Source organism: Microbacterium sp. 67-17 (genome assembly GCF_001898325.1).
Lineage (GTDB): Bacteria > Actinomycetota > Actinomycetes > Actinomycetales > Microbacteriaceae > Microbacterium > Microbacterium schleiferi.
In genome coordinates, this window is record NZ_MKTR01000020.1 from 1 (window position 1) to 18,841 (window position 18,841).

Genomic DNA, 18,841 nt, shown 5'->3' on the forward strand with positions numbered 1-18,841 from the left:
ACTCGCACTCGCCTACCCCGACCGCATCACCCCCTACCTCTAACCACCAACACCAACCCGCTTACACAGAAGACTTGACAAGCCCGGTTTCCCGCATCCTGGGCTCATGCACCGGTCAGCCCGCCACTTCACCAGTTTCGCCAGCTCCGGGGGTGGCCGATACCGTGTGCGCCCGACGCTGATGACGGCCCCGGTTTCGGGGTGGGTGAGCACCCGCATCCACCCCGACGCGTTACCGGCGAGTTCCCGGGCCCGTTCGATGGGGATCGGACCGACGCCTTCGACTTCCGCAGGATCAGTAACCCCCTCCGTACCGAGGAGGGCCAGGGCGGGGACGGTCACCACCACGGTCGCGCGGATGCCCCGCGCCTGCTCCGGGTGTTGGGGAACGGTTCCGTCGATGAGGAGGTCGCAGAACACGTCAGCGCGGATCTCATCCAACGACCGTTCCGACCCATCCCCCGACTGCCCGCCGCGGGTGGTGCCGCGGTCGTGGTCACGGATCACCACCGCTTTCTGGGTGACCCGCCCGTAGATCGCGTGGGCTTCCACCGACGGGACCAACGCGTGCACCCACGACATCGAATCCCCCGCAGGTTCCACCATGATCCGACGGGTCCGCACCGCGGCTTCGTGGCGTTCCGTCAGGCTCGGGGCGGTTTCCCGGTCAATCAACCGCCGCAGCGCCCGCCGGAATGACCCCACCGGCAACGATTCCGCGAGCTCCAACGCCCGCCCCACCAGGCCCGCCGCGACATCGGGTTGGAGCACGTCGAGGTCATCGACGAGGATCTCCGCGTGACGAACCGTCACCCCCGCACGCGAGAGCGACTCCAACACGGCCGGGTAGGAGTGGACGAGGGATTCGGCGCGGGCGAGCATCATCCCCGCAGCGTTCTCCGTGACCCGCAACGCTGCAGCGAGCTCCAACCGCAGGGACCGCATCACCAGCTCCCGAGACCCGCCCCCATACCGGGTGACATCATCCAGCGCTTCCAGACGCAGGTCATCGACCCGCGCAAACCGCTGCGCAGCGAACACCGCCTCAAGGTCAGCAGCCTCCAGCACCAGGGCAACAGCATCCGGACGCGGCGGAACCCACCCGACCTCGGCATCCCACTCACGCACATCGCTCTCATGCAGGAACGCGTCAGCATCCTGAGCCTCGGGCCACTGCCCCGACTCGCCCATGCCAACCTCATCCATACCCCCGACACTACGAGGGGGTTCCGACATTGATCCGGCCGGTGTCGCCGCGCGCAATGTCGGAGGGGTGGTATGTCCTGTTCCACTGGCCACCGGCCGGTGGCGCGCGCCGGGGGTGCGCGCCTAATCCGACCCGAAGGGTGTTCTCATGGATGAGAACAGCAACACCACATCATCGTCCACTCCGGCAGGCTGGTACCCGCATCCGGGCGCCGAGGCCGCGCCCGGCGCCGAAATGTACTGGGATGGTTCCACCTGGCGCACCGACCTGGTGCGCCAGCCCGGCGCAACAGATGCCGCCGCCCCTGTGGATGCCGCCGTCCCCGCCCCCTCGAAGCGGCCGTGGTACACGCGCAAGGCGGTCATCATCCCGGCCGCAGTCGTCGTCGGTCTGATCGTCATCGGTGGGATCGGCAGCGCGCTGGGAGGCGGGCGATCAACCTCGGATGCTGCACCCGCCGCATCGGTGCGCACGACCGAGCAGGCGGCCGCCACCACCGAGGCCGAACAGGTGCTGATCATCGTGCCGAACGTCGTCGGCATGGATGGCGCGACAGCCCGCACTGTTCTCGAGACCCTCGGCATCCGTGTCGCGACCGACGGCGACGAATCGATGCCGGTGATCGCGCAGGATGTCGCCGAGGGCACCGAGATCGAGGAAGGTGCGACGGTCGTCCTGACCCTGGAGGAGAAGCCGCAGCTGACGCTCGGTCAGCAGAACGCGATCAGGTCTGCGCAGTCGTACCTGGACTTCACAGCTTTCTCACGCGCGGGCCTGTTCGAGCAGCTCACGAGCGAGTACGGCGAGGGATTCGAGGCCGCGGATGCCGAGTTTGCCATCGCCCATCTCGAGCAGAACGGTCTGGTGGACTGGAACGCCGAGGCCGCCGAGTCCGCGCAGTCATACCTGGACTTCACGTCGTTCTCGCGACAGGGCCTGTACGAGCAGCTCACGAGCGAATACGGCGAACAGTTCACGCCCGAGCAGGCCGAGTACGCCCTGACGGCCGTCGGCTACTGAGGGCTAGGGAGAACGCATGTCGAACATCAACGAACAACCCTTGGCCCCGCCCGAGACACCGCCGCCAACCGCGGCAAGACCCGCACCTGCAGGCAGCAGGTGGGTGGTACCGATCGTGGTCGGTGTCGTCTCGCTGCTGGTCGGTGCCGCCGCCGGCTCCGCTGTGACGGCGGTTGTCATCGGTGCTGCGCAGCGCGCCGATGACGCTGCGATGGCCGAAGCCGCCGAGCAAGCGAAGAGCGAGTTCTTCTCGGATGCTGCCAACCAGTGCAACCTGGACGGCGTTGTCGAGATCGCCGATGAGGGTAGGACGATGATCGTCGACGGCGAAGGCGAGGATTTCGGCAGCGGTGACGTCTCGTTCAGCGACCTGGACTGCATCATCGAAGCTGTCGGAGCGCCGGCATCGGTGAAGGAGCTCATGTATTCCGCGATCACTCGATGGACGTCAATCGGGAGAGTGGGACGACATCTCGGCCAGCTGGAGCTATCACCCTGACGACGGGCTCGACATCATCTTCGAGATCGTCGAGTGATCTACGGGTGTGGATGTTGCGCGCCGGCATCCACACCCTTTCCGCTGGATGCCGCTGCGCGTTCGGGCCCCCCTCAAATGAGGTCGACCTCGAGGCCCTGGAATCTCGTGAACCCGTGGTCTGCGGTGATGAGCGTCTGACCCGCAGCGATCGCGTGCGCTGCGATGATGGCATCTTTGGATCGCACGGCTTGCTCGCTCGAGGCGCGCAGCTCAGCGAATGCGTCGGACTCCGCGGCCCCGAAAGGCCGCCAGAACCCGTGCAGATCATCCAGCGCCGCGATCAGCTGTGCTCGCGCCAGCGCGCGCTGGCGCATGTTCGGCGATAACTCGAATCGGCGTTGGCCGCGAAGAAGCTCGGCCCGCACGAGGTACGGTGCTGCGTACCGTTCGATGCTCTCGATGACGGGGGCGGGTATCGGACCGATCAGCACACTCGTGTCGAGGAGCCCCGTCACTGCGCGTCCTCGAGGAGGTCGGCGTCACGCTCAGCCGCGAGCGCGCGACGCTCGTCATCGGCATCCGCCTGATCGATGAGGGCATTGAGCACGCGCAGCCGCGCCTTGACCTCGGCGAGGGTCGCGTCAGGATCGGCAGCGATAGGCACGACACGCAGCCGCGGCTTGTTATGCACCATCACCACAGCACCCGTCGTCGCGTACGCGATCGGGTTCGCCTTGAACACGCTGATGGGAACCTGCGGCTCGTTCAGGTCTGAATCTGACATTTCAGCTCTATTTCTCTCGAACAGAGCTATTCTGCAAGACTGGGGTATCAGAATCAAGGGTCAGGCGACGACCCTCGTCGTCCGTGAGCAGGTCACAGCTCGCCGCGGAACGCTCGGTGCTGGAGGGATGCGAACAGTTCGTCGAGTTGAGCAGAGCTACGCTCAGCAGCGCGGATCGAATTGCTCACGCCGTCGACTTCCCGCACGACCTCGTCCTGGATGGCGAGGGGCGCGAGGCGCATTCTCAGCGAGCGGACGCTCGTGGCGTTGAGGGTGTTCAGACCGGACGTCGTATTGGCGACGCGACGAAAGTACTCGCGGGAATCAGATGAGTTGAGGACCAGTTCCAGAAAACGACCGAGAACTCGCTCTGCGTTTGGCCGCAGGCGGAACAGGTGATTCTGATGCGTGAGATCCGCTGAGGGGAGCTCGGTGACCAACGCGGCTCTGCCGACTTCATCGGGGTTTCCGTGACCTTCAACCACTAACAAGTCACCGAGCCGAATGCGCGTGCGTTCGAGTTCGGCTTGCGTCACGCCGAGATCCTTGATCTCGGTCAGATCGATAGCGCCTCGGAACACGTTCGCAACTCGCAGGTATCCTGCCCTCCGCGGAAGCGTCGCCCGGCGAGCGCTCACCGTCAGTCCGCCCTGAAGCGAGGCAACTTCTCCCAGCGAAACCGCGTTCCACCCTCGTGAATCGCGTACGGCGAGGACCTCGCCAGGAACGGCACGTAGTAGCCGAAGCGACTCACGTCTCGTCGAGCGGAGGGCATCGGCGTCGTCGAGGATTGCGGCGATGCGGCGCTGCTCGGGGAGAGGAGGGAGGGGGATCTCGATTCTGAGCAAGGTATCGATGGGGAAATTGTCTGCTGTCGTAGCGCGCACTGATCTGAGTACGCGCGACTCTTGCGCCTTGACCAGGCGGACGAGGTATTCAGGAGTAACCAGGTCGCGCTTTGGAGAGAGAGCCTTCATGTCCTGATTCAGAGCTAGCGGACGCGCAGCAATCGCGACCGGGAGTGTGTGCTTTAGCACGCCCGACCGCACGACCACGAGTGTCGATCCAGCGTCGACAATCTTGGCGGGCGAGTTCGCGACACCGGTCGAGCTAAGTCGGATCGCAGATCTATCAACCGTGTGCTGCTTCATGTCTTTCGGCGTGACCCAAGGGATTTCACCACCGAAGAACGATGGCTCCGACATCCGCGGTGTGCCGCCGCCCGTGACCGTCACGAGGTCGCCGATGCGCACCCACCTCACGCGAGCATCTCCCGCAGGCGCTTGAGGCCGTCTTGAATCTCGACTTCGAGGGCATCCAGTTCATCGAGAATCTCCGTCGGGGAACGGTGCTCGACCTCCTCGATCTCGATCTCCTTATAGCGGTTGAGGCTCAGGTCGTAGCCGTTGTCGACGATCTCTTGCTTCGGTACGAAGAAGCTCTGGTCGGTGCGCACTCGCGCGGCCTCGGCATCCAGGTTCTGCCACCGGGCCAGCACGTCGGGAAGGTCGTTCGCGTCGATGGGGGTGCGCTTGTCGTCGAGGGTCATGCCGTCGGCGCGCACGTCGTAGAACCACACCCGGTCGGTGCCACCCGACGAGGTCTTCGTGAACAGCAGGATGGCGGTCGAGACCCCGGTGTAGGGCTTGAACGTTCCCGAGGGCAGCTTGATGACGGCATCCAGTTTGTGGTCATCGATCAGCAGCTTGCGCACCGCCTTGTGCGCGTTGCTCGACCCGAACAGCACCCCCTCGGGCACGATGACCGCGGCGCGCCCACCGTTGCGCAGCATCCGGATCATGAGCACCAGAAAGAGCAGCTCGGTCTTGCGGGTCTTGACGAGCTTCTGCAGATCCTTCGAGACGGTCTCTTGATCGAGCGAACCGGCAAACGGCGGATTGGCGAGCACGAGCGTGTAGCGGTCATCGCCCGGATGCCCCTCCGACAGCGAGTCCGCGCGCTCGATCGTCGGATTCTCGACGCCGTGCAGCAGCATGTTCATGCTCGCGATGCGGGCCATCGCAGCATCGGAGTCGTAGCCCGTGAACATCGGGCCGTTGAAGTGGGCGCGGCTGGCGGCATCCGCCCACAGCTCGGGGTGGTGATCGCGCAGGTACTCCTCGGCAGCCACGAGGAATCCCGCGGTTCCGACGGCAGGGTCGATGATGAGGTCGTCGGGGCGCGGACGCTGCAGGTCGACCATGAGCTTGATGATGTGCCGGGCCGTGCGGAACTGCCCGTTCGTGCCGCTGGTGGCGAGCTTCGAGAGCATGTACTCGTAGATGTCGCCCTTGGTGTCGCGATCTTCCATCGGAATCTCGTGCAGCAGATCGACGACCTTCGTCAGCAGCGCCGGGGTCGGGAGCGTGAACCGGGCATCGCGCATGTTCCGCGCGTAGCTCGACCCCTCGGCACCGAGCCGGCGCAGCCACGGGAACACGTGCTCGGAGACGACCTCGAACATCTCGGCGGGCGCGTAGTTCGTGAACACGCTCCACCGCAGATCGCGATACGGCCGACGGCTCGGCAGGTCGCTGTCGTAGCCGTCGGGAAAGACCGGGTTCTCGACCTCCTCGCCGAAGCGGGCGGCCTTCTTCTCGGCAAGGAGCTGCAGATCGTCGAGACGCCGGATGAACAGCAGATACGTGATCTGCTCGATCACCTCGACGGGGTTGGCGATGCCGCCCGACCAGAAGGCGTCCCAGACCTTGTCGACCTGGCGTCTCAGTTCACCCGTGACCACGCTATGTCCCCTCGATCCGTGCAACCCCTCCACGCTAATGGAGCTCGCCGACACCTACCGAAGCGCCTGCGACTGCATCCACTCCCCCAGCGCACGGTAGGCCTCATCCCGTGCGGATGCGCGGGAGAGGAACACGTCGTGGAGCGCGCCGTCGATTCTCGCGATCGTGACGAGACGGCCGAGGCGAGTCGCAGCCTTGGCGATGTCATCGACGACGAGCACAGAGTCGGTCTCGAGCATGTCGGGGCGCCACATCAGCGGTGAGCTCGACCGCTGCGAGAGCATGACGAGCGCGGGGCATCCCACTTCGATGCCGTCCGCAACGGCCTCGTGGCCGTCGAGCACCGCCTTGAGCCAGCCCGGGGTTGTCGGGAAGCCGCGCTCAGGTCGCCATCCGTCCGGCGCCTCCGGCAGGGTTCCGACCTCGCGCTGCGCGCGGGTATAGAAGCCGAGATCGACAACCGGATGCATGCCCAACGGATCCCACCGAGCACGGGCCGCCACCAACGGCGAGAGCGCCTCCCGACCCCGGGCCCCTGTCTGAAACTCCAGCCACGGACTGTTGAGCACGAGGGCCGATGCAAGCCCCGGATGCCGTGCCGCCCACAGCGACAGCGTGAGCCCTCCCGTGGAGTGGCCGAGCAGCACGAGACGCCGCCGCGGCCTCTCGTCCCGTCCCATCGCGGACAGCGCCGCAGCAATGTCTGCGTCGTACGCGGACAGCGAGGAGACGTAACCCGGAGTCTGACCCGGGCGCAGGCTCCGTCCGTACTTGCGCAGATCGAGCGCATAGAACCGGGCGCCCCGGTCAGCCCACCACTGCGCGAGGCTGGTCTGGAAGAAGTAGTCCGACCACCCGTGCACGTAGAGAACATCGACGTCGCGAAGACGTCCCGTCCAGGAGGCAGGCCACGACGGCAGCAGTCGCACGAGCGTGGCGACGATCTCGCCCTCGGCGTCGCTGCCCAGACTCAGCGTGCGCTGCCGGAAGCGACCGCCGAGCAAGTCAGGAAGCCACACCTCTTCCATGTGCCGAGACTATCGGCACATGCTCTCGCTCAGTTGCCCCAGATCTGCAGATTCAGATCGCTGAGCAGCATGTCGGCATCGATGTTCGTCGCTGACGAGTAGATCCAGATGTCCTCGCGGCTCGTGATCGTCTCGACAGTGTCGACGGGGTACTGGGAGTTCGGCGTGACCATCTGGCATACCGGGTTTCCGGCATCCCCCGTGACGTAGGTGTAGCCCTGATCGGGAAGGGTCGCGACGTAGGCCTCAGCAGCCGCGGGGTCGACCTCGCTGATCAGCAACAGCACCCCTGACGTGTCGCCGGCGAACCAGTCGCACCCGAGCAGCAGCGTGGCGCCCTCGGGAGCCGGACGGACGAAGCCGACGCCGTCGCCCTGCAGATTCAGCTGGTCGACCGAGTCGGCGCGGCTCTCAGCCGTACCGACGGCGGCACAGTCCGCGGGGACGTTGCCGACGAACGACTGTGGTTCTTGCGTCGGCTCAGAGCTGGGCGTGTCGTTCTGCGTCACCTCAGAGCTCGGCGTGGTCGAGGGCTCGGGCGTCGGCGCACAGCCCACGAGCACCAGAATGCCGACGACGGCAACGGCAGGAAGAAAACGGAACCGGAACATAGGTACTCCTTCGTACAGTGCGCGGGCGACCACCTCACCTGCACACACTCTGGACTTCCCCAATGTAAAACACGAGGAGAGCGCGCGCCCGTCTGCTCAGCGGCGACCGCGACGGGTTGTTCGCAGGGCCAGGATGCCGAGCAGCAGCGAGAGCGCCATCATCGCCGCAATGACCACGGCCATCGGCACCGCCGTGTCCTCTCCCGCCAACCCCACGAGCGGTGATGCGACAGCGCCGACCACGAACTGCGATGTCCCCAGGATTGCTGAGCCTGCACCGCGGGCTCGATCGGCGCGGGCAAGGCCCAGCGCACTGGCATTGGACATCGTGAACCCGAGCCCGAGGGTGAGCAGAAACGCGCCGGCGATGAAGCCCGGGATCGTGAGCGTGCCGGTCAGCGTCAGCACGAGCAGAAGCGCTGCGGCGCAGGCCGTGGCGCCGAGGCCGACACCCAGCATCCGTCTCGGTCCGAACCGCACGGCGACCCGGGCGTTCACGATGTTCGAGAGGATGACGCCGCTGGCTGCAACAGCGAACGAGACCGAGTACACCGTCGGCGACATCCCGAGCACCACCTGACCGACGAACGGCGATGCCGACACGTACGCCATGATCGCCCCGAACGTGAGCGCGTAGGCACCCGCGTAGAGGGGAAAGGCCCGGTCGGCGAGCAGCGCGCGAAAAGCACCGAGCGTCTGCGACATCCCGGCGGTGTGGCGATGCTCGACGGGAAGGGATTCCGGAACAAGAGCCAGCGACACGACCAGCATTACCACCGCAACGATCGCAAGCGCAGCCATCACTCCGCGCCAGCCAACGAACTCGCTGAGCAGACCGCCGATCGGCGGTGCGACCAGCGGCGCAACCCCGACGACCACCACGATGAGGCTCAGTGCGCGCACCGCCGTGTCCTTGGGGCTGAGATCGACAGCCACGGCGCGCCCGAGGACCATGCCTGCCGACCCCGCGAATCCCTGCACGAAACGCAGGATGACGAACACCGCGATCGTCGGGGCGAACACCAGCGCGATGCTCGACAGAGCGAAGACAACCCCGCCCACGATGAGGACCGGCCGACGCCCAACGCGATCGGACCAGGGTCCGAGCACGAGCTGCCCGACCGCAACGCCCACGAGGAAGGAGGTCAGCGTGAGCTGCACGGCGGCGGCATCAACGCCGAGGTCGCCCGCGATGTCGGTGAAGGACGCGAGATACATGTCGGTCGCGAACGGACCGACAGCGGAGACGAAGCCGAGAGCTGCGATCAGCCCCGGCGACAGCCTCCGCGGGGGACTCACTCGCCTCGAGAGATGGTGACCATCTCGTCGCGAGGCACCACCTTGATGCGGGCACGCCCCTGGGGTTCGCCGAGGCCGATCTCGTGCTGATCGAGGCGATGCCAACCTTCAAGGTCCGTCCACCGCACGCCTCGCTCGGCAAGGAGCGCGGGGATAGCGGCTTCCGACGGGTCTTCGGGCTGCCACCACGAACCCTGATCGTTGATGAGGTGACGGACGGTCTCCATCGCGTCCGACTTGGTGTGACCGATCAGGCCGACCGGGCCGCGCTTGATCCATCCGGTCGCGTACAGTCCCGGCGCCCGCTCATTGGAGTCGGCGCGAAGAACCTGCCCCTCGTGGTTGGGAATGACACCGTGCCGCTCATCGAAGGGCACCTCGGGAAGAGGTGACCCGAAGTAGCCGACGGCGCGGTAGATGGCTTGGATGGGAACCTCGCGGAACTCACCGGTTCCGGCGACACCGCCCTGCCCGTCGGGACGCGTGCGCTCGTAGACGAAGCCCGACACATGACCCGTCTCGTCCACCTTCACCTCGACGGGTCGCGCCCAGAAGTGCAGGTGAAGGCGACGGGACGCCGTCCCCCCGGCGTTGTTCACGCCCGGGCGAGTCCGCCACTCCTGCAGAACGCGGTCGATGACCTTGACCTGCTTGTTGCTCTCGATCGCGGTACGGGATGCCTCGTCGTAGTCGAAGTCCTCGTCGTAGACGACCATGTCGACATCCCGCAGCTCGCCGAGCTCGCGCAACTCGAGAGGGGTGAACTTGACCTGCGCGGGGCCGCGACGGCCGAAGACGTGAACGTCGGTCACAGGCGACGCCTTGAGTCCCTCGTAGACGTTCGCCGGGATCTCGGTGGGAAGCAGATCATCGGCGTGCTTGGCAAGGATGCGGGTGATGTCGAGGGCGACGTTGCCGTTGCCGACGACGGCAACGGACTGCGCCGTCAATGGCCACGTGCGCGGCACATCGGGGTGCCCGTCGAACCAGCTCACGAAGTCGGCAGCGCCATACGACCCTTCGGCGTCGATCCCCGGGATGTCGAGGGTCGCATCCCGAACGGCACCGGTCGCGAAGATGACGGCGTTGTAGTGGCGCTTCAGATCGTCGAGCGTGATGTCGCGACCGAACTCGACGTTGCCGAAAATGCGGATGTCTCCCCTGTCGAGCACTTCGCGCAGGGCCGTGATGACGCCCTTGATGCGAGGGTGGTCGGGAGCTACGCCATAGCGCACGAGGCCGTACGGCGCAGGCAGTTGCTCGAACAGGTCGATCGACACGTCGAACGCGCGCTCCGCTTTCAGCAGGATGTCAGCAGCGTAGATGCCTGCCGGGCCTGCGCCGACGATGGCCAACCTCAGAGTGGTCATGTGTTCCTTTCGGGACGCGAGAGCACGGTGATTCGGCGCGAGAGCGCCGGGACGGCCTCAGCTCGAGCGGTCGGCGACGGCCTGCGCGAACCTCGTGAGGGCTTCGCGGACCGGGCCGTCGGGGATGGGATCGAGAGCCGCGATCGCATCGCGCGACCAGGCGTTGGCGAGCTCCACCGTCTCGCGCGTTGATCGGTCGGTCCGCAGCATCGCTAGGGGCTCGTCCAGCAGCGCGGGGTCCTCGCCGTCGGCGATCCGGGCGACGCCCTCGTCGATCCTGTCGCGAAGGGCGCGGGCTTCGGTGTCGTCGCGGCGCGCGAGTAGCAGGTACGGCATCGTCGGCACACCGGCGCGGAGGTCCGTTCCCGGCACCTTGCCGGTCTCGTCGGGGTCGGCCGAGAGATCGATCACGTCATCCAGAAGCTGGAAGGCAACGCCGGCTGCCTCACCGAAGGTGCGCACCGGCTCTTCGTACTCGCCGGGGGCGTTGCTGAAGATGATGCCCGACTGCGCAGCCGCCGCAATCAGCGATCCGGTCTTGTCTGCCAAGACCTGCAGGTAGAACGCGACGCGGTCGTCGGCATCCGTCGGCCCGACAGTCTCGTGCATCTGGCCGAGCACGAGCCGCTCGAACGTGTTCGCCTGGAGTCGGATGGCTCCCTCGCCAAGGCGCGCCATGATCTGGCTCGCCCGCGCAAAGAGCAGGTCACCGGTGAGGATGGCGATGTTATTGCCCCACACCGAGTGAGCGCTCGGCACCCCGCGACGCTTGTCGGCGTCATCCATCACGTCGTCGTGATAGAGCGAACCGAGGTGGGTCAGCTCGAGCGCCGTGGCAGCCTCGACCACGTCCTCGGTGACCCCGTCACCCAGGTGCGCGGTCAGCAGCGCAAGCATCGGACGCACGCGCTTGCCGCCGGCATCAAACAGGTACCGGCTTGTCGCGTCGGCGAGCGCATCCGAAACGTGAAGCTCCCGCTCGAGGTTCGCATCGACCCGATCGAGCCCCGCCTCGACGCTCTCAATGAGACGACGCGCACGGGGGCCCGCGAAGATCCGTTCCGCGAGACCCAGCTGGCTCGCGATTCGGGAACTTGACGCAGAGGGGGTCACAGCACAAGCCTACCGGGGCTCGGAGGCACCATCCCCGACAGGCTTACGCGCGCGGTGCAGCGCAACCACACCGAACGTCAGGTTGCGCCAGGCCACATCTGCCCACCCAGCCGCCCGGATGCGGCCTGCCAGCGCCGGTTGGTCTGACCACGCCCGGATGGATTCGTTCAGGTAGTCGTAGGCGTCGCCGTTGGAACTCACGAGTCGTGCGATCGGGGGAAGGATGCGGTTGTTGTAGAACCGATACAGAGCGGAGATCGCGGGAGAGGTCGGATGTGAGAACTCGCAGATCACGAGGCGCCCGCCCGGCTTGGTGACCCGCAGCATTTCGCGCAGGCCCGCGTCGGCATCCTGGACGTTTCGGAGTCCGAACGAGATCGTCACAGCGTCGAACTCTTCGTCCTCGAACGGCAGGTTGGTCGCATCGGCCTCGACGAAGCTCACGCCAGGCATCCCCGCATGGCGACGGCGCCCCTCGGCGATCATGCCGGGCGAGAAGTCAGCGGCGACGACCTCGGCACCCGTCCGCGCGATCGCAACACTCGAGGTGCCGGTCCCTGCCGCGAGGTCGAGGATGCGCTGACCCGGACGCGGCGACAGCGCGCGCGTCGTCGCGATGCGCCACAGACGGTCGTTGCCGACGCTCAGGATCGTGTTCGTGCGGTCGTAGCCTGCCGCGACCTCATCGAACATCCCGCTGACGCGGGCAGGGTCTTTCTGAAGATCTGCGCGATGGGACTGGGTCACCCGTCGAGTCTAGGACTCCCCTTGCGGGGGAAGCCCGAGGGAGGCGAGGCGCTCGAGCCAGGCATCCGCCGTCACGTCATCGAAGGGAGCCTCGGCGGCAGTCACCCGCCGCTCGAGGTCGACCGCGAGCGCCTCGAGCCGCTCGACCACGTGAGGCGGGTAGCCGTAGTGGACGCGGTGCTCGTCCCACTCATCTCGATCGTCGATCCAGATCCCGCGCTCATCGAGGGCTCGCACGACATCCAGATCCATGTCGATGCCCTCCGGGGCGCCGGGGACTGTCTGCGACCAGCCGATGTCCCAGCCGAGGTCGATATAGATGCGGGTCCGTGACGGCGCAGCGTTCACCGTCATCGCGTACTCGCCGCTCGGAGGCATGAGGGTCACGTTCGGCGCCGCCGTCACGACATCCCGGCCGGGACGGATGCTGCGCCACCCCGCCGGCTGCCCGAACCACTCTCCCCAGCTGTCGTGGCCGAGATAGACGCAGTCGTGCACCCAATGGACGCTGCCGTCCCACTTGCGCCACCGAAACTGGGTCACCGTGCCAGGCGCCGGGCGCCCGCGTCGATCCGCATCCACGCCGGAAGTCTAGGCTGGTGAGGTGACCCGCAATCCCCCTCTCCCACCGCTGGTGGTCGAGACGAGGGAGATCGAGCCGGTCGCCGATCTGCTGTCACTGACCGACCCGCACAATCCGCTGGCGTGGCTGCGTCGGGGCGAAGGCATCGTCGGCTCCGGCGCGGCGGTCGTCACGATCGGCGCGCCGGGTTCGCCGCCGCTGTCTCGCCCGATCGCCGAGATCTGGCGCGAGCTGGTCGGCCACGCCCGCATCAGCGATCCCCTGCAGTTGCCCGGCACCGGTCTGGTCGGTTTCGGCGCGCTGGGATTCGACCCCGAGTCGGCCGAACCCCCGTTTCTTGTCGTTCCGCAGGCGATCACCGGCGTGCACGGCGGTCGGGCGTGGGTGACGACGATCCGTCAGGAGAGCGACCCCGAGCCCGAGCGCGAGCAGCCGGCATCCGTGCCCTACGGCCCCCACTGGTCAGCGACCCTCGGCCCCGGTCTTCTCGAGCCTGACGGCTACCAGCGGGCGGTGCGCTCGGGGATTGAGGCGATCACTGCGGGCGAGGTCGAGAAGGTCGTCTTGGCTCGCGACCTCGTCGGCACGATCCCGGCCGACGCTGATCTGCGCCGGCTCGTCCGCGCACTGGCCACGAGCTATCCCGACACCTGGACCTTCGCGGTCGACGGCCTCATCGGCGCGAGCCCCGAGACTCTCATCACCGTCGACCGGGGCGCCGTGACGGCGCGCGTGCTCGCTGGCACCACGGCACGCGGCGCGGATGCCGACGAGGACGTCGCTGCCGCGCAGGCGCTCGAAGCGAGCCGAAAAGACCTCGACGAGCACCGGTTCGCGGTCACGAGCGTTGTCGATGCACTCAGCCCCCTCACCCGCGATCTCGTCGCTCCCGAACAGCCGCACCTACTCGAGCTTCCCAATCTGTGGCACCTCGCCACCGATATCTCGGGGCGACTGTCGAACGGCACGTCAGCGCTCGACCTCGTCAAGGTGCTGCATCCGACCGCTGCCGTCGCGGGCACGCCGACGGATGCCGCCGTCGACGTCATCCGTCGCCTCGAGCCCTTCGATCGCGGCCGCTACGCCGGGCCGGTGGGGTGGATCGACGCCCGCGGCGACGGCGAGTGGGCGATCGCCCTGCGCTGCGCTCAGATCGGCGTCGAACCGCAGCATGACACCGCCGACAGCGACACGATCCCGGTCGTCGCCCACGCCGGTGCGGGCATCGTGGCAGCAAGCGACCCCGAAACGGAACTCCTCGAAACGCGCGTGAAGTTCCGGCCCATCGTCGACGCCCTCGCCTGAGCGTTCCTTCCCGCGGTCAGCCCAGCTGCAGGATCCAGGTCGCGACGAGGAAGTAGATGATGAGGCTCGTCGCGTCACAGAACGTCGAGATGAACGGCGTGCTGAACACCGCCGGGTCGGCGCGCACCGCCATCGCGAGGATCGGCATGAGCCCACCCACTGTCGCTGCCAGCGTGCAGATGAACAGCAGCGTGAGTCCGATCACCGCTCCGAGCGCCGGGTCGAACACGAGACTTGCAAGCGCGAAGCCGAGGATGCCGAGAAGACCCCCGAGGAATGCTCCGACGCGCACCTCCCGCCACATCACAGTGAGCGCGTCGCGTTTTCGCACCTCTCCCATCGCGAGGGCACGGGTGACGGTCGTCGCGGCCTGCGAACCGGTGTTCCCCGCTGTGCCGGTCAGCAGTGGAATGAACAGGGCGAGGGTCACGACCTGCTCCAGCGTCGCTTCGAAGATCCCGAGCACCTGCACCGTGAGCAGCGCCGAGACCGCGAGCACCAGGAGCCACACGACGCGCGCACGGACGATCCGTAGCACGGGTGTCGTGAGGTAGGGGCGGCCGAGCGGCTCGGAGGCACCTTGGCGCGCGGCATCCGTGTCTTCAGCCTCCTCGAGGATGCGGGCTGCATCGTCCACGGTGAGGATGCCGAGAAGGCGGTCTTCGCTGTCGACGATCGGCATCGCGAGAAGACCGGAGTCGACGAGAGACCGCGCAGCAGCTTCTGCAGCATCCGTGGCGTGGGCCGTTCTCGCTTCACCCATCAACTCTTCGACGAGCAGGTCAGATCGTCCCATGACGAGTTCCCGCAAGCCCACGACGCCGAGGACCCGGCGGTGCGGCGACGTCACCGGGAGCATGTAGACGGTCTCGGCATCCGTGCCGCGATGACGCACGTGGCTCAGCGCATCGCCGACCGTCAGCTGCGGGGCAAGGCGCACATACTCGGTGCTCATGAACCGGCCGACGCTGTTCTTCGGATAGCCGAGCATGGGGGCTGTCAGCTCGCGCTCGGCTGGTGAGAGTCCCCGCATCAGCTGGCGCGCGACACCGGCCGGAAGCTCGTCGATCAACTGCGCACGATCGTCGGGGTCGAGTTCCTCGAAGACCTTCGCCACGTCCTCTTCGCGGAGCCCACCGATGAGCTCTGCACGCATGCCCGGATCGAGCAGCTCGAACGCCTCCAGCGCCTGATCGCGCCGCAGCAGCCGGTAGAGCACGGCACGGTCGCGGGCATCCTCTCGCTCCAGCAGCCCTGCGATGGCTGCGGCATCCTGCCCTGCGAGCAACGTACGCAGCTCATCGAGCCGGCGGTCGCGCAGGAGCGGCGTCACCGTCTCAAGGAATCCCTCGAACTCGTCATCCATGGGGCGCATCCTTGCAGACGGTCGGGGCGGGTCGGTGAACGCTCAGGTGGCGGCGAGGCGCTCGCGTTCGAGCGCGACGTCGTAGCCGGCACTCGGCCACTGCGGATCGATGTTCTCGAGCGCCTCCAGCAGCAGGTGCTGGATGGCCAGTCGGGCGTACCACTTGCGATTGGCGGGCACCACGTACCACGGCGCGTGCTCGGTGGAGGTCCGCTCGAACACCGTCTGATACGCGGCCATGTAGTGCGGCCAGCGGGTGCGCTCGTCGACGTCACTCGGGGTGAACTTCCAGTGCTTCTCGGGACGGTCCAGTCGCTCCATCAGACGCGCCTTCTGCTCGGCGTATGAGATGTGCAGCATGATTTTGATGATCCGCGTTCCGGATGCCGCGACCTGCCGCTCGAACTCGTTGATCGCCTCATACCGGCGCTCGATCTCGTCGGGATCGGCGAGCTCCCGGACCCGCCCGATGAGGACGTCCTCGTAGTGCGAGCGGTCGAACACGCCGATGCGGCCGGCGGGCGGGAGCTTGCGCTGGATGCGCCACAGGAAGTCGTGGGCCCGTTCCTCCTCGGTCGGCGCGCCAAAGGATGCAAGCGATACGCCCTGCGGGTCGACCGAGCCGACGACGTGGCGCACGATCCCGCCCTTGCCCGAGGAGTCCATTCCCTGCAGGACGAGCAGCACCGACGCATCCGTGGCACCGACCCGGCTCTGGGCGAACAGCTTCTCTTGCAGAAGGTCGAGTTCCGCGACCCCTGCCGCTAGGTCCGCAGCTGCCTGCTGCTTGTCGCTGCCGTAGCCCGGTGTCGAGCCGGGGTCGGTGCTCGAGAGGACGAAGCCCTCGCGCACTCGCAGGAGTTCGGCGACATCGCCGGTCCAGTAGGTCTGACTTCTCGCGGTCACTCGTCCATCATGGACCCGGTGTGGAGCTCAGCGTGGGAGCGGCACTTCGATCAGTTGCGGGCCCGCAACCGGCGCTGTCAGCGCCTGATCCAGCGCGGCTCGGGTCTCGATGCGCGCGTAGGTCCAGCCGTAGGCAGTCGCGAGCGCCTCGAGGTCGGCGTCCTGGGGCGTGTAAAGCACGCGATCGCGCTGAGCCTGCGAACCCAGAGCCGCCACTTCGAGTCCGTCGAAGATCGTTCCGCCGGCATCGTTGCCGACGATGACCTGGATGCGCGGCGCGGTCTCGCCGGGCGAAAGCAGCAAGGACCCCGCATCGTGCAGCAGCGCCAGATCGCCGAGCAGCACCCGGGTCACGCCCGCGGCTCCGTCGGCCTGACTGGCGACGGCGACACCGATGCCGGTCGCCACCGTCCCGTCGATCCCCGCAAGGCCCCGGTTGGCGTGCACTGTCACCTTCTTGCCCGGCAGCACGGTATCGGCCACCCGGACCAGGCGCGAGGAGCCGAACACGAGCCGGTCGTGCGGCCAGGTCGCCCGCCACACGGCATCGACAAGAGCCACCCGATCGAGCTTTTCTCGCAGCACCGCCAGCTCCGCCGAGATTGCGCCCAGGCGCGTCTGGGGATCGGTCGACGCGAGCGCCGCACCGTCGGGCGCCGGTACCGAGAGGTCGACGGATGCCGCGCGCGATGCCCGCATCCAGACTCCGAGCCAGGCACGGTCGGCCTCGAGCGCCTCTGTCGTCGTCTCGGCGGCCGGTGCCACGGCGACCTCCGCCACGGCCAGTGTCGCACCGTTGAGGTTGACCGTTTCGCCCGGGCCCCGCAGCGCAATCACTTCGACGTCGTCGCGGGTCAGGAGCGCGGTGGTCTCGCGCGCGAGGGTGGGATGCCCGAGGACGATGACGCGCTCGATCGGCTCGCTGAGCTCGGGTCGATGCAACAGCTCACGGTAGGCGTGCACGAGGTGACGCCCGAAGCGCGCACCGCTGACGATCTCGGCTACAAGCGGCCATCCGCCGTCCCACGCGAGGGCCTCCGCACGAGAGCCGGCACCCTCTCCGGCTACCACGAGCGTGCGAACGCCGCGCACCAGGACATGCGCCGATTCGTCGACCGGTACCGCGTCCGCCGCGTCGCCGACGCCACCTCCGCCCTGATAGAGGGCGCCCGATTGGTCGTCGTCGATCGGCGCGTCCGGCAGCTCCGCACCGATGCCGTCATCCGCTGTCCACCACGGCGGAAGCGACCCCGCAAGCGGCTCCCGAAACGGCAGGTTGAGGTGCACGGGTCCCGCCGGGCGTGCCTGGTCGCCCAGGGCTGCTGCGACAGCCTGGTCGGCGATATCGCGCAGCATCACGGATTGATCGCCCGTGCCACTGTCATCGATCTCGGCAGGCACCGGCACGTCAAGATCGAAGCGCGTATTGGGCGCGAAGATGCCCGGCTGCCGGGTCGTCTGGTTCGCTCCCACTCCGCGTAGCTCGGGGGGCCGATCGGCTGTCAGCAGCAGCAGCGGAACAGCGGAGTGATGTGCCTCGAGGACCGCGGGCGCGAGGTTCGCGACAGCGGTGCCGGATGTACACACGACGGCTGCCGGCATCCGGGTCTCGCGTCCGATGCCGAGCGCCGTGAAGCCCGCGACTCGCTCATCGATGCGCACATGCAGGCGCACCCTGCCTCGCTCCTCCGCGTCGGCTGCGACGAGCGCGAGGGCTTGGGAGCGGGATCCTGAGCTGAGGACGATATCGCGGACACCGAGCGAGATCAGCTGGTCGAGCAGCGCCGCTGCGGCATCGGTCGCGGGCGAACGGGTGCCCCCACCGGTCAGGTCGTTCACCGGATGCCCGTCACGCGGCGCCGCGGGATCCGCGGGGCTCGTCGTCGTCATCTCGCGGAGTGGATGCCGCCTCGGGGTCGGCAGCAGTGTCAGCAGCCGAGGGGCCGTCGAACGCCTCCTCGGCGTCCAGCATGGCCAGCTCTTCCTCGAGTCGACGGATGCGCTCATCCTGGTCCGAAATGGTGCCGATCCGCCCCAGGAACTCCGGGTCGTCATCCGGCGCGCGAGTGGCGTGGACTGCCGTCCGCCGCGCGCGACCGATCACCAACCACAGCAGCCCACCGATGACGGGAAGCACGAGGACGATGACGATCCACAGCGGCTTGCTCACGCCACGGTGCCGCGTCGGCGGCTGCACAGCGCAATCGACGATGGTGTAGACCCAGAAAGCGGTCGCCACCAACGCCAGAATCAACAGCACGCGGGGCACATCCCCATCCT

General features: G+C 67.3%; 19 protein-coding genes. 3 read left to right on the plus strand and 16 right to left on the minus strand.

The genetic code is table 11. From position 1 onward, the window contains the following. Positions 1-39 precede the first annotated feature (39 nt). Positions 40-1,206, minus strand: coding sequence for a DUF222 domain-containing protein (locus tag BGO47_RS08545; protein WP_292710666.1), 1,167 nt, complete (start codon positions 1,204-1,206; stop codon positions 40-42). A gap of 148 nt (positions 1,207-1,354) precedes the next feature. Between BGO47_RS08545 and BGO47_RS08550 the strand changes: the two genes are divergently transcribed. Both BGO47_RS08550 and BGO47_RS08555 read left to right on the plus strand, forming a co-directional pair. After that, on the plus strand, positions 1,355-2,227 hold the full coding sequence (locus BGO47_RS08550; RefSeq protein ID WP_195692248.1) for an Ltp family lipoprotein: 873 nt from the start codon (positions 1,355-1,357) through the stop codon (positions 2,225-2,227). A 16-nt stretch (positions 2,228-2,243) separates the two neighbouring features. Beyond that, positions 2,244-2,726, plus strand: a complete 483-nt coding sequence (locus tag BGO47_RS08555) for a hypothetical protein (protein ID WP_292710673.1) — start codon at positions 2,244-2,246, stop codon at positions 2,724-2,726. A 110-nt stretch (positions 2,727-2,836) separates the two neighbouring features. Here BGO47_RS08555 and BGO47_RS08560 read toward each other — a convergent pair whose 3' ends face one another. The 11 genes from BGO47_RS08560 to BGO47_RS08610 form a co-directional block, all read right to left on the minus strand. Next, the gene (locus tag BGO47_RS08560) at positions 2,837-3,220 is read right to left on the minus strand and encodes a PIN domain-containing protein (RefSeq protein ID WP_292710676.1); all 384 of its coding nucleotides are present in this window, start codon (positions 3,218-3,220) and stop codon (positions 2,837-2,839) included. Then, the gene (locus tag BGO47_RS08565) at positions 3,217-3,489 is read right to left on the minus strand and encodes a hypothetical protein (protein WP_292710679.1); all 273 of its coding nucleotides are present in this window, start codon (positions 3,487-3,489) and stop codon (positions 3,217-3,219) included. Before BGO47_RS08565 ends, BGO47_RS08560 begins: the two co-directional genes overlap by 4 nt. 92 nt (positions 3,490-3,581) lie before the next feature. Next, positions 3,582-4,751: a restriction endonuclease subunit S gene (locus BGO47_RS08570; protein ID WP_292710682.1), complete on the minus strand. Its 1,170-nt coding sequence runs from the start codon at positions 4,749-4,751 to the stop codon at positions 3,582-3,584. Next, positions 4,748-6,232: a class I SAM-dependent DNA methyltransferase gene (locus tag BGO47_RS08575; RefSeq protein ID WP_292710686.1), complete on the minus strand. Its 1,485-nt coding sequence runs from the start codon at positions 6,230-6,232 to the stop codon at positions 4,748-4,750. The genes BGO47_RS08570 and BGO47_RS08575 overlap by 4 nt, the downstream gene beginning before the upstream one ends. A gap of 54 nt (positions 6,233-6,286) precedes the next feature. Continuing rightward, positions 6,287-7,261 (minus strand): alpha/beta hydrolase, encoded by a 975-nt coding sequence (locus BGO47_RS08580; RefSeq protein WP_292710688.1) that lies wholly within the window; start codon positions 7,259-7,261, stop codon positions 6,287-6,289. Positions 7,262-7,290: 29 nt separating this feature from the next. Beyond that, positions 7,291-7,872, minus strand: a complete 582-nt coding sequence (locus tag BGO47_RS08585) for a hypothetical protein (RefSeq protein ID WP_292710691.1) — start codon at positions 7,870-7,872, stop codon at positions 7,291-7,293. Between the two features lie 96 nt (positions 7,873-7,968). Then, a complete protein-coding gene (locus BGO47_RS08590; RefSeq protein WP_292710694.1) occupies positions 7,969-9,171 on the minus strand; it encodes a multidrug effflux MFS transporter in 1,203 nt (400 codons plus the stop codon). Next, positions 9,168-10,541, minus strand: a complete 1,374-nt coding sequence (locus tag BGO47_RS08595; protein ID WP_292710698.1) for an FAD-dependent oxidoreductase — start codon at positions 10,539-10,541, stop codon at positions 9,168-9,170. The genes BGO47_RS08590 and BGO47_RS08595 overlap by 4 nt, the downstream gene beginning before the upstream one ends. A 57-nt stretch (positions 10,542-10,598) precedes the next feature. Beyond that, positions 10,599-11,654 carry a polyprenyl synthetase family protein gene (locus tag BGO47_RS08600; protein ID WP_292710701.1) on the minus strand — a complete coding sequence of 352 codons (1,056 nt, stop codon included), beginning with the start codon at positions 11,652-11,654 and terminating at the stop codon, positions 10,599-10,601. Positions 11,655-11,663: 9 nt separating this feature from the next. Then, positions 11,664-12,401 carry a demethylmenaquinone methyltransferase gene (locus BGO47_RS08605; protein WP_292710704.1) on the minus strand — a complete coding sequence of 246 codons (738 nt, stop codon included), beginning with the start codon at positions 12,399-12,401 and terminating at the stop codon, positions 11,664-11,666. A gap of 9 nt (positions 12,402-12,410) precedes the next feature. Next, positions 12,411-12,983 carry a DUF402 domain-containing protein gene (locus BGO47_RS08610; protein WP_292710706.1) on the minus strand — a complete coding sequence of 191 codons (573 nt, stop codon included), beginning with the start codon at positions 12,981-12,983 and terminating at the stop codon, positions 12,411-12,413. 22 nt (positions 12,984-13,005) lie between these two features. On the opposite strand from BGO47_RS08610, the gene BGO47_RS08615 reads away from it, so the two are divergent. Continuing rightward, positions 13,006-14,289, plus strand: coding sequence for an isochorismate synthase (locus BGO47_RS08615; RefSeq protein ID WP_292710708.1), 1,284 nt, complete (start codon positions 13,006-13,008; stop codon positions 14,287-14,289). Positions 14,290-14,305: 16 nt separating this feature from the next. Here the strand turns inward: BGO47_RS08615 and mgtE are convergent, their stop codons facing one another. Genes mgtE through BGO47_RS08635 form a run of 4 tightly spaced genes read right to left on the minus strand, consistent with a single transcriptional unit; the run spans position 14,306 to position 18,830 of the window. Further along, the gene (gene mgtE, locus BGO47_RS08620; RefSeq protein ID WP_292710710.1) at positions 14,306-15,655 is read right to left on the minus strand and encodes a magnesium transporter; all 1,350 of its coding nucleotides are present in this window, start codon (positions 15,653-15,655) and stop codon (positions 14,306-14,308) included. Between the two features lie 42 nt (positions 15,656-15,697). Further along, a complete protein-coding gene (locus tag BGO47_RS08625; RefSeq protein WP_292710712.1) occupies positions 15,698-16,561 on the minus strand; it encodes a PPK2 family polyphosphate kinase in 864 nt (287 codons plus the stop codon). A 27-nt stretch (positions 16,562-16,588) separates the two neighbouring features. After that, a complete protein-coding gene (gene menD, locus BGO47_RS08630) occupies positions 16,589-18,451 on the minus strand; it encodes a 2-succinyl-5-enolpyruvyl-6-hydroxy-3-cyclohexene-1-carboxylic-acid synthase (protein WP_292710714.1) in 1,863 nt (620 codons plus the stop codon). Beyond that, entirely contained in the window at positions 18,411-18,830 is a 420-nt protein-coding gene (locus tag BGO47_RS08635) for a PLD nuclease N-terminal domain-containing protein (protein WP_292710717.1), read from the minus strand. The genes menD and BGO47_RS08635 overlap by 41 nt, the downstream gene beginning before the upstream one ends. Positions 18,831-18,841 lie beyond the last annotated feature (11 nt).

What these genes read in the sequence shown, in the direction of transcription:
- BGO47_RS08545 (WP_292710666.1), bottom strand. Translation starts at nt 1,206, where the DNA reads ATGGATGAGGTTGGCATGGGCGAGTCGGGGCAGTGGCCCGAGGCTCAG.
- BGO47_RS08550 (WP_195692248.1), top strand. Translation starts at nt 1,355, where the DNA reads ATGGATGAGAACAGCAACACCACATCATCGTCCACTCCGGCAGGCTGG.
- BGO47_RS08555 (WP_292710673.1), top strand. Translation starts at nt 2,244, where the DNA reads ATGTCGAACATCAACGAACAACCCTTGGCCCCGCCCGAGACACCGCCG.
- BGO47_RS08565 (WP_292710679.1), bottom strand. Translation starts at nt 3,489, where the DNA reads ATGTCAGATTCAGACCTGAACGAGCCGCAGGTTCCCATCAGCGTGTTC.
- BGO47_RS08580 (WP_292710688.1), bottom strand. Translation starts at nt 7,261, where the DNA reads ATGGAAGAGGTGTGGCTTCCTGACTTGCTCGGCGGTCGCTTCCGGCAG.
- BGO47_RS08585 (WP_292710691.1), bottom strand. Translation starts at nt 7,872, where the DNA reads ATGTTCCGGTTCCGTTTTCTTCCTGCCGTTGCCGTCGTCGGCATTCTG.
- BGO47_RS08595 (WP_292710698.1), bottom strand. Translation starts at nt 10,541, where the DNA reads ATGACCACTCTGAGGTTGGCCATCGTCGGCGCAGGCCCGGCAGGCATC.
- mgtE (WP_292710710.1), bottom strand. Translation starts at nt 15,655, where the DNA reads ATGGATGACGAGTTCGAGGGATTCCTTGAGACGGTGACGCCGCTCCTG.
- menD (WP_292710714.1), bottom strand. Translation starts at nt 18,451, where the DNA reads ATGACGACGACGAGCCCCGCGGATCCCGCGGCGCCGCGTGACGGGCAT.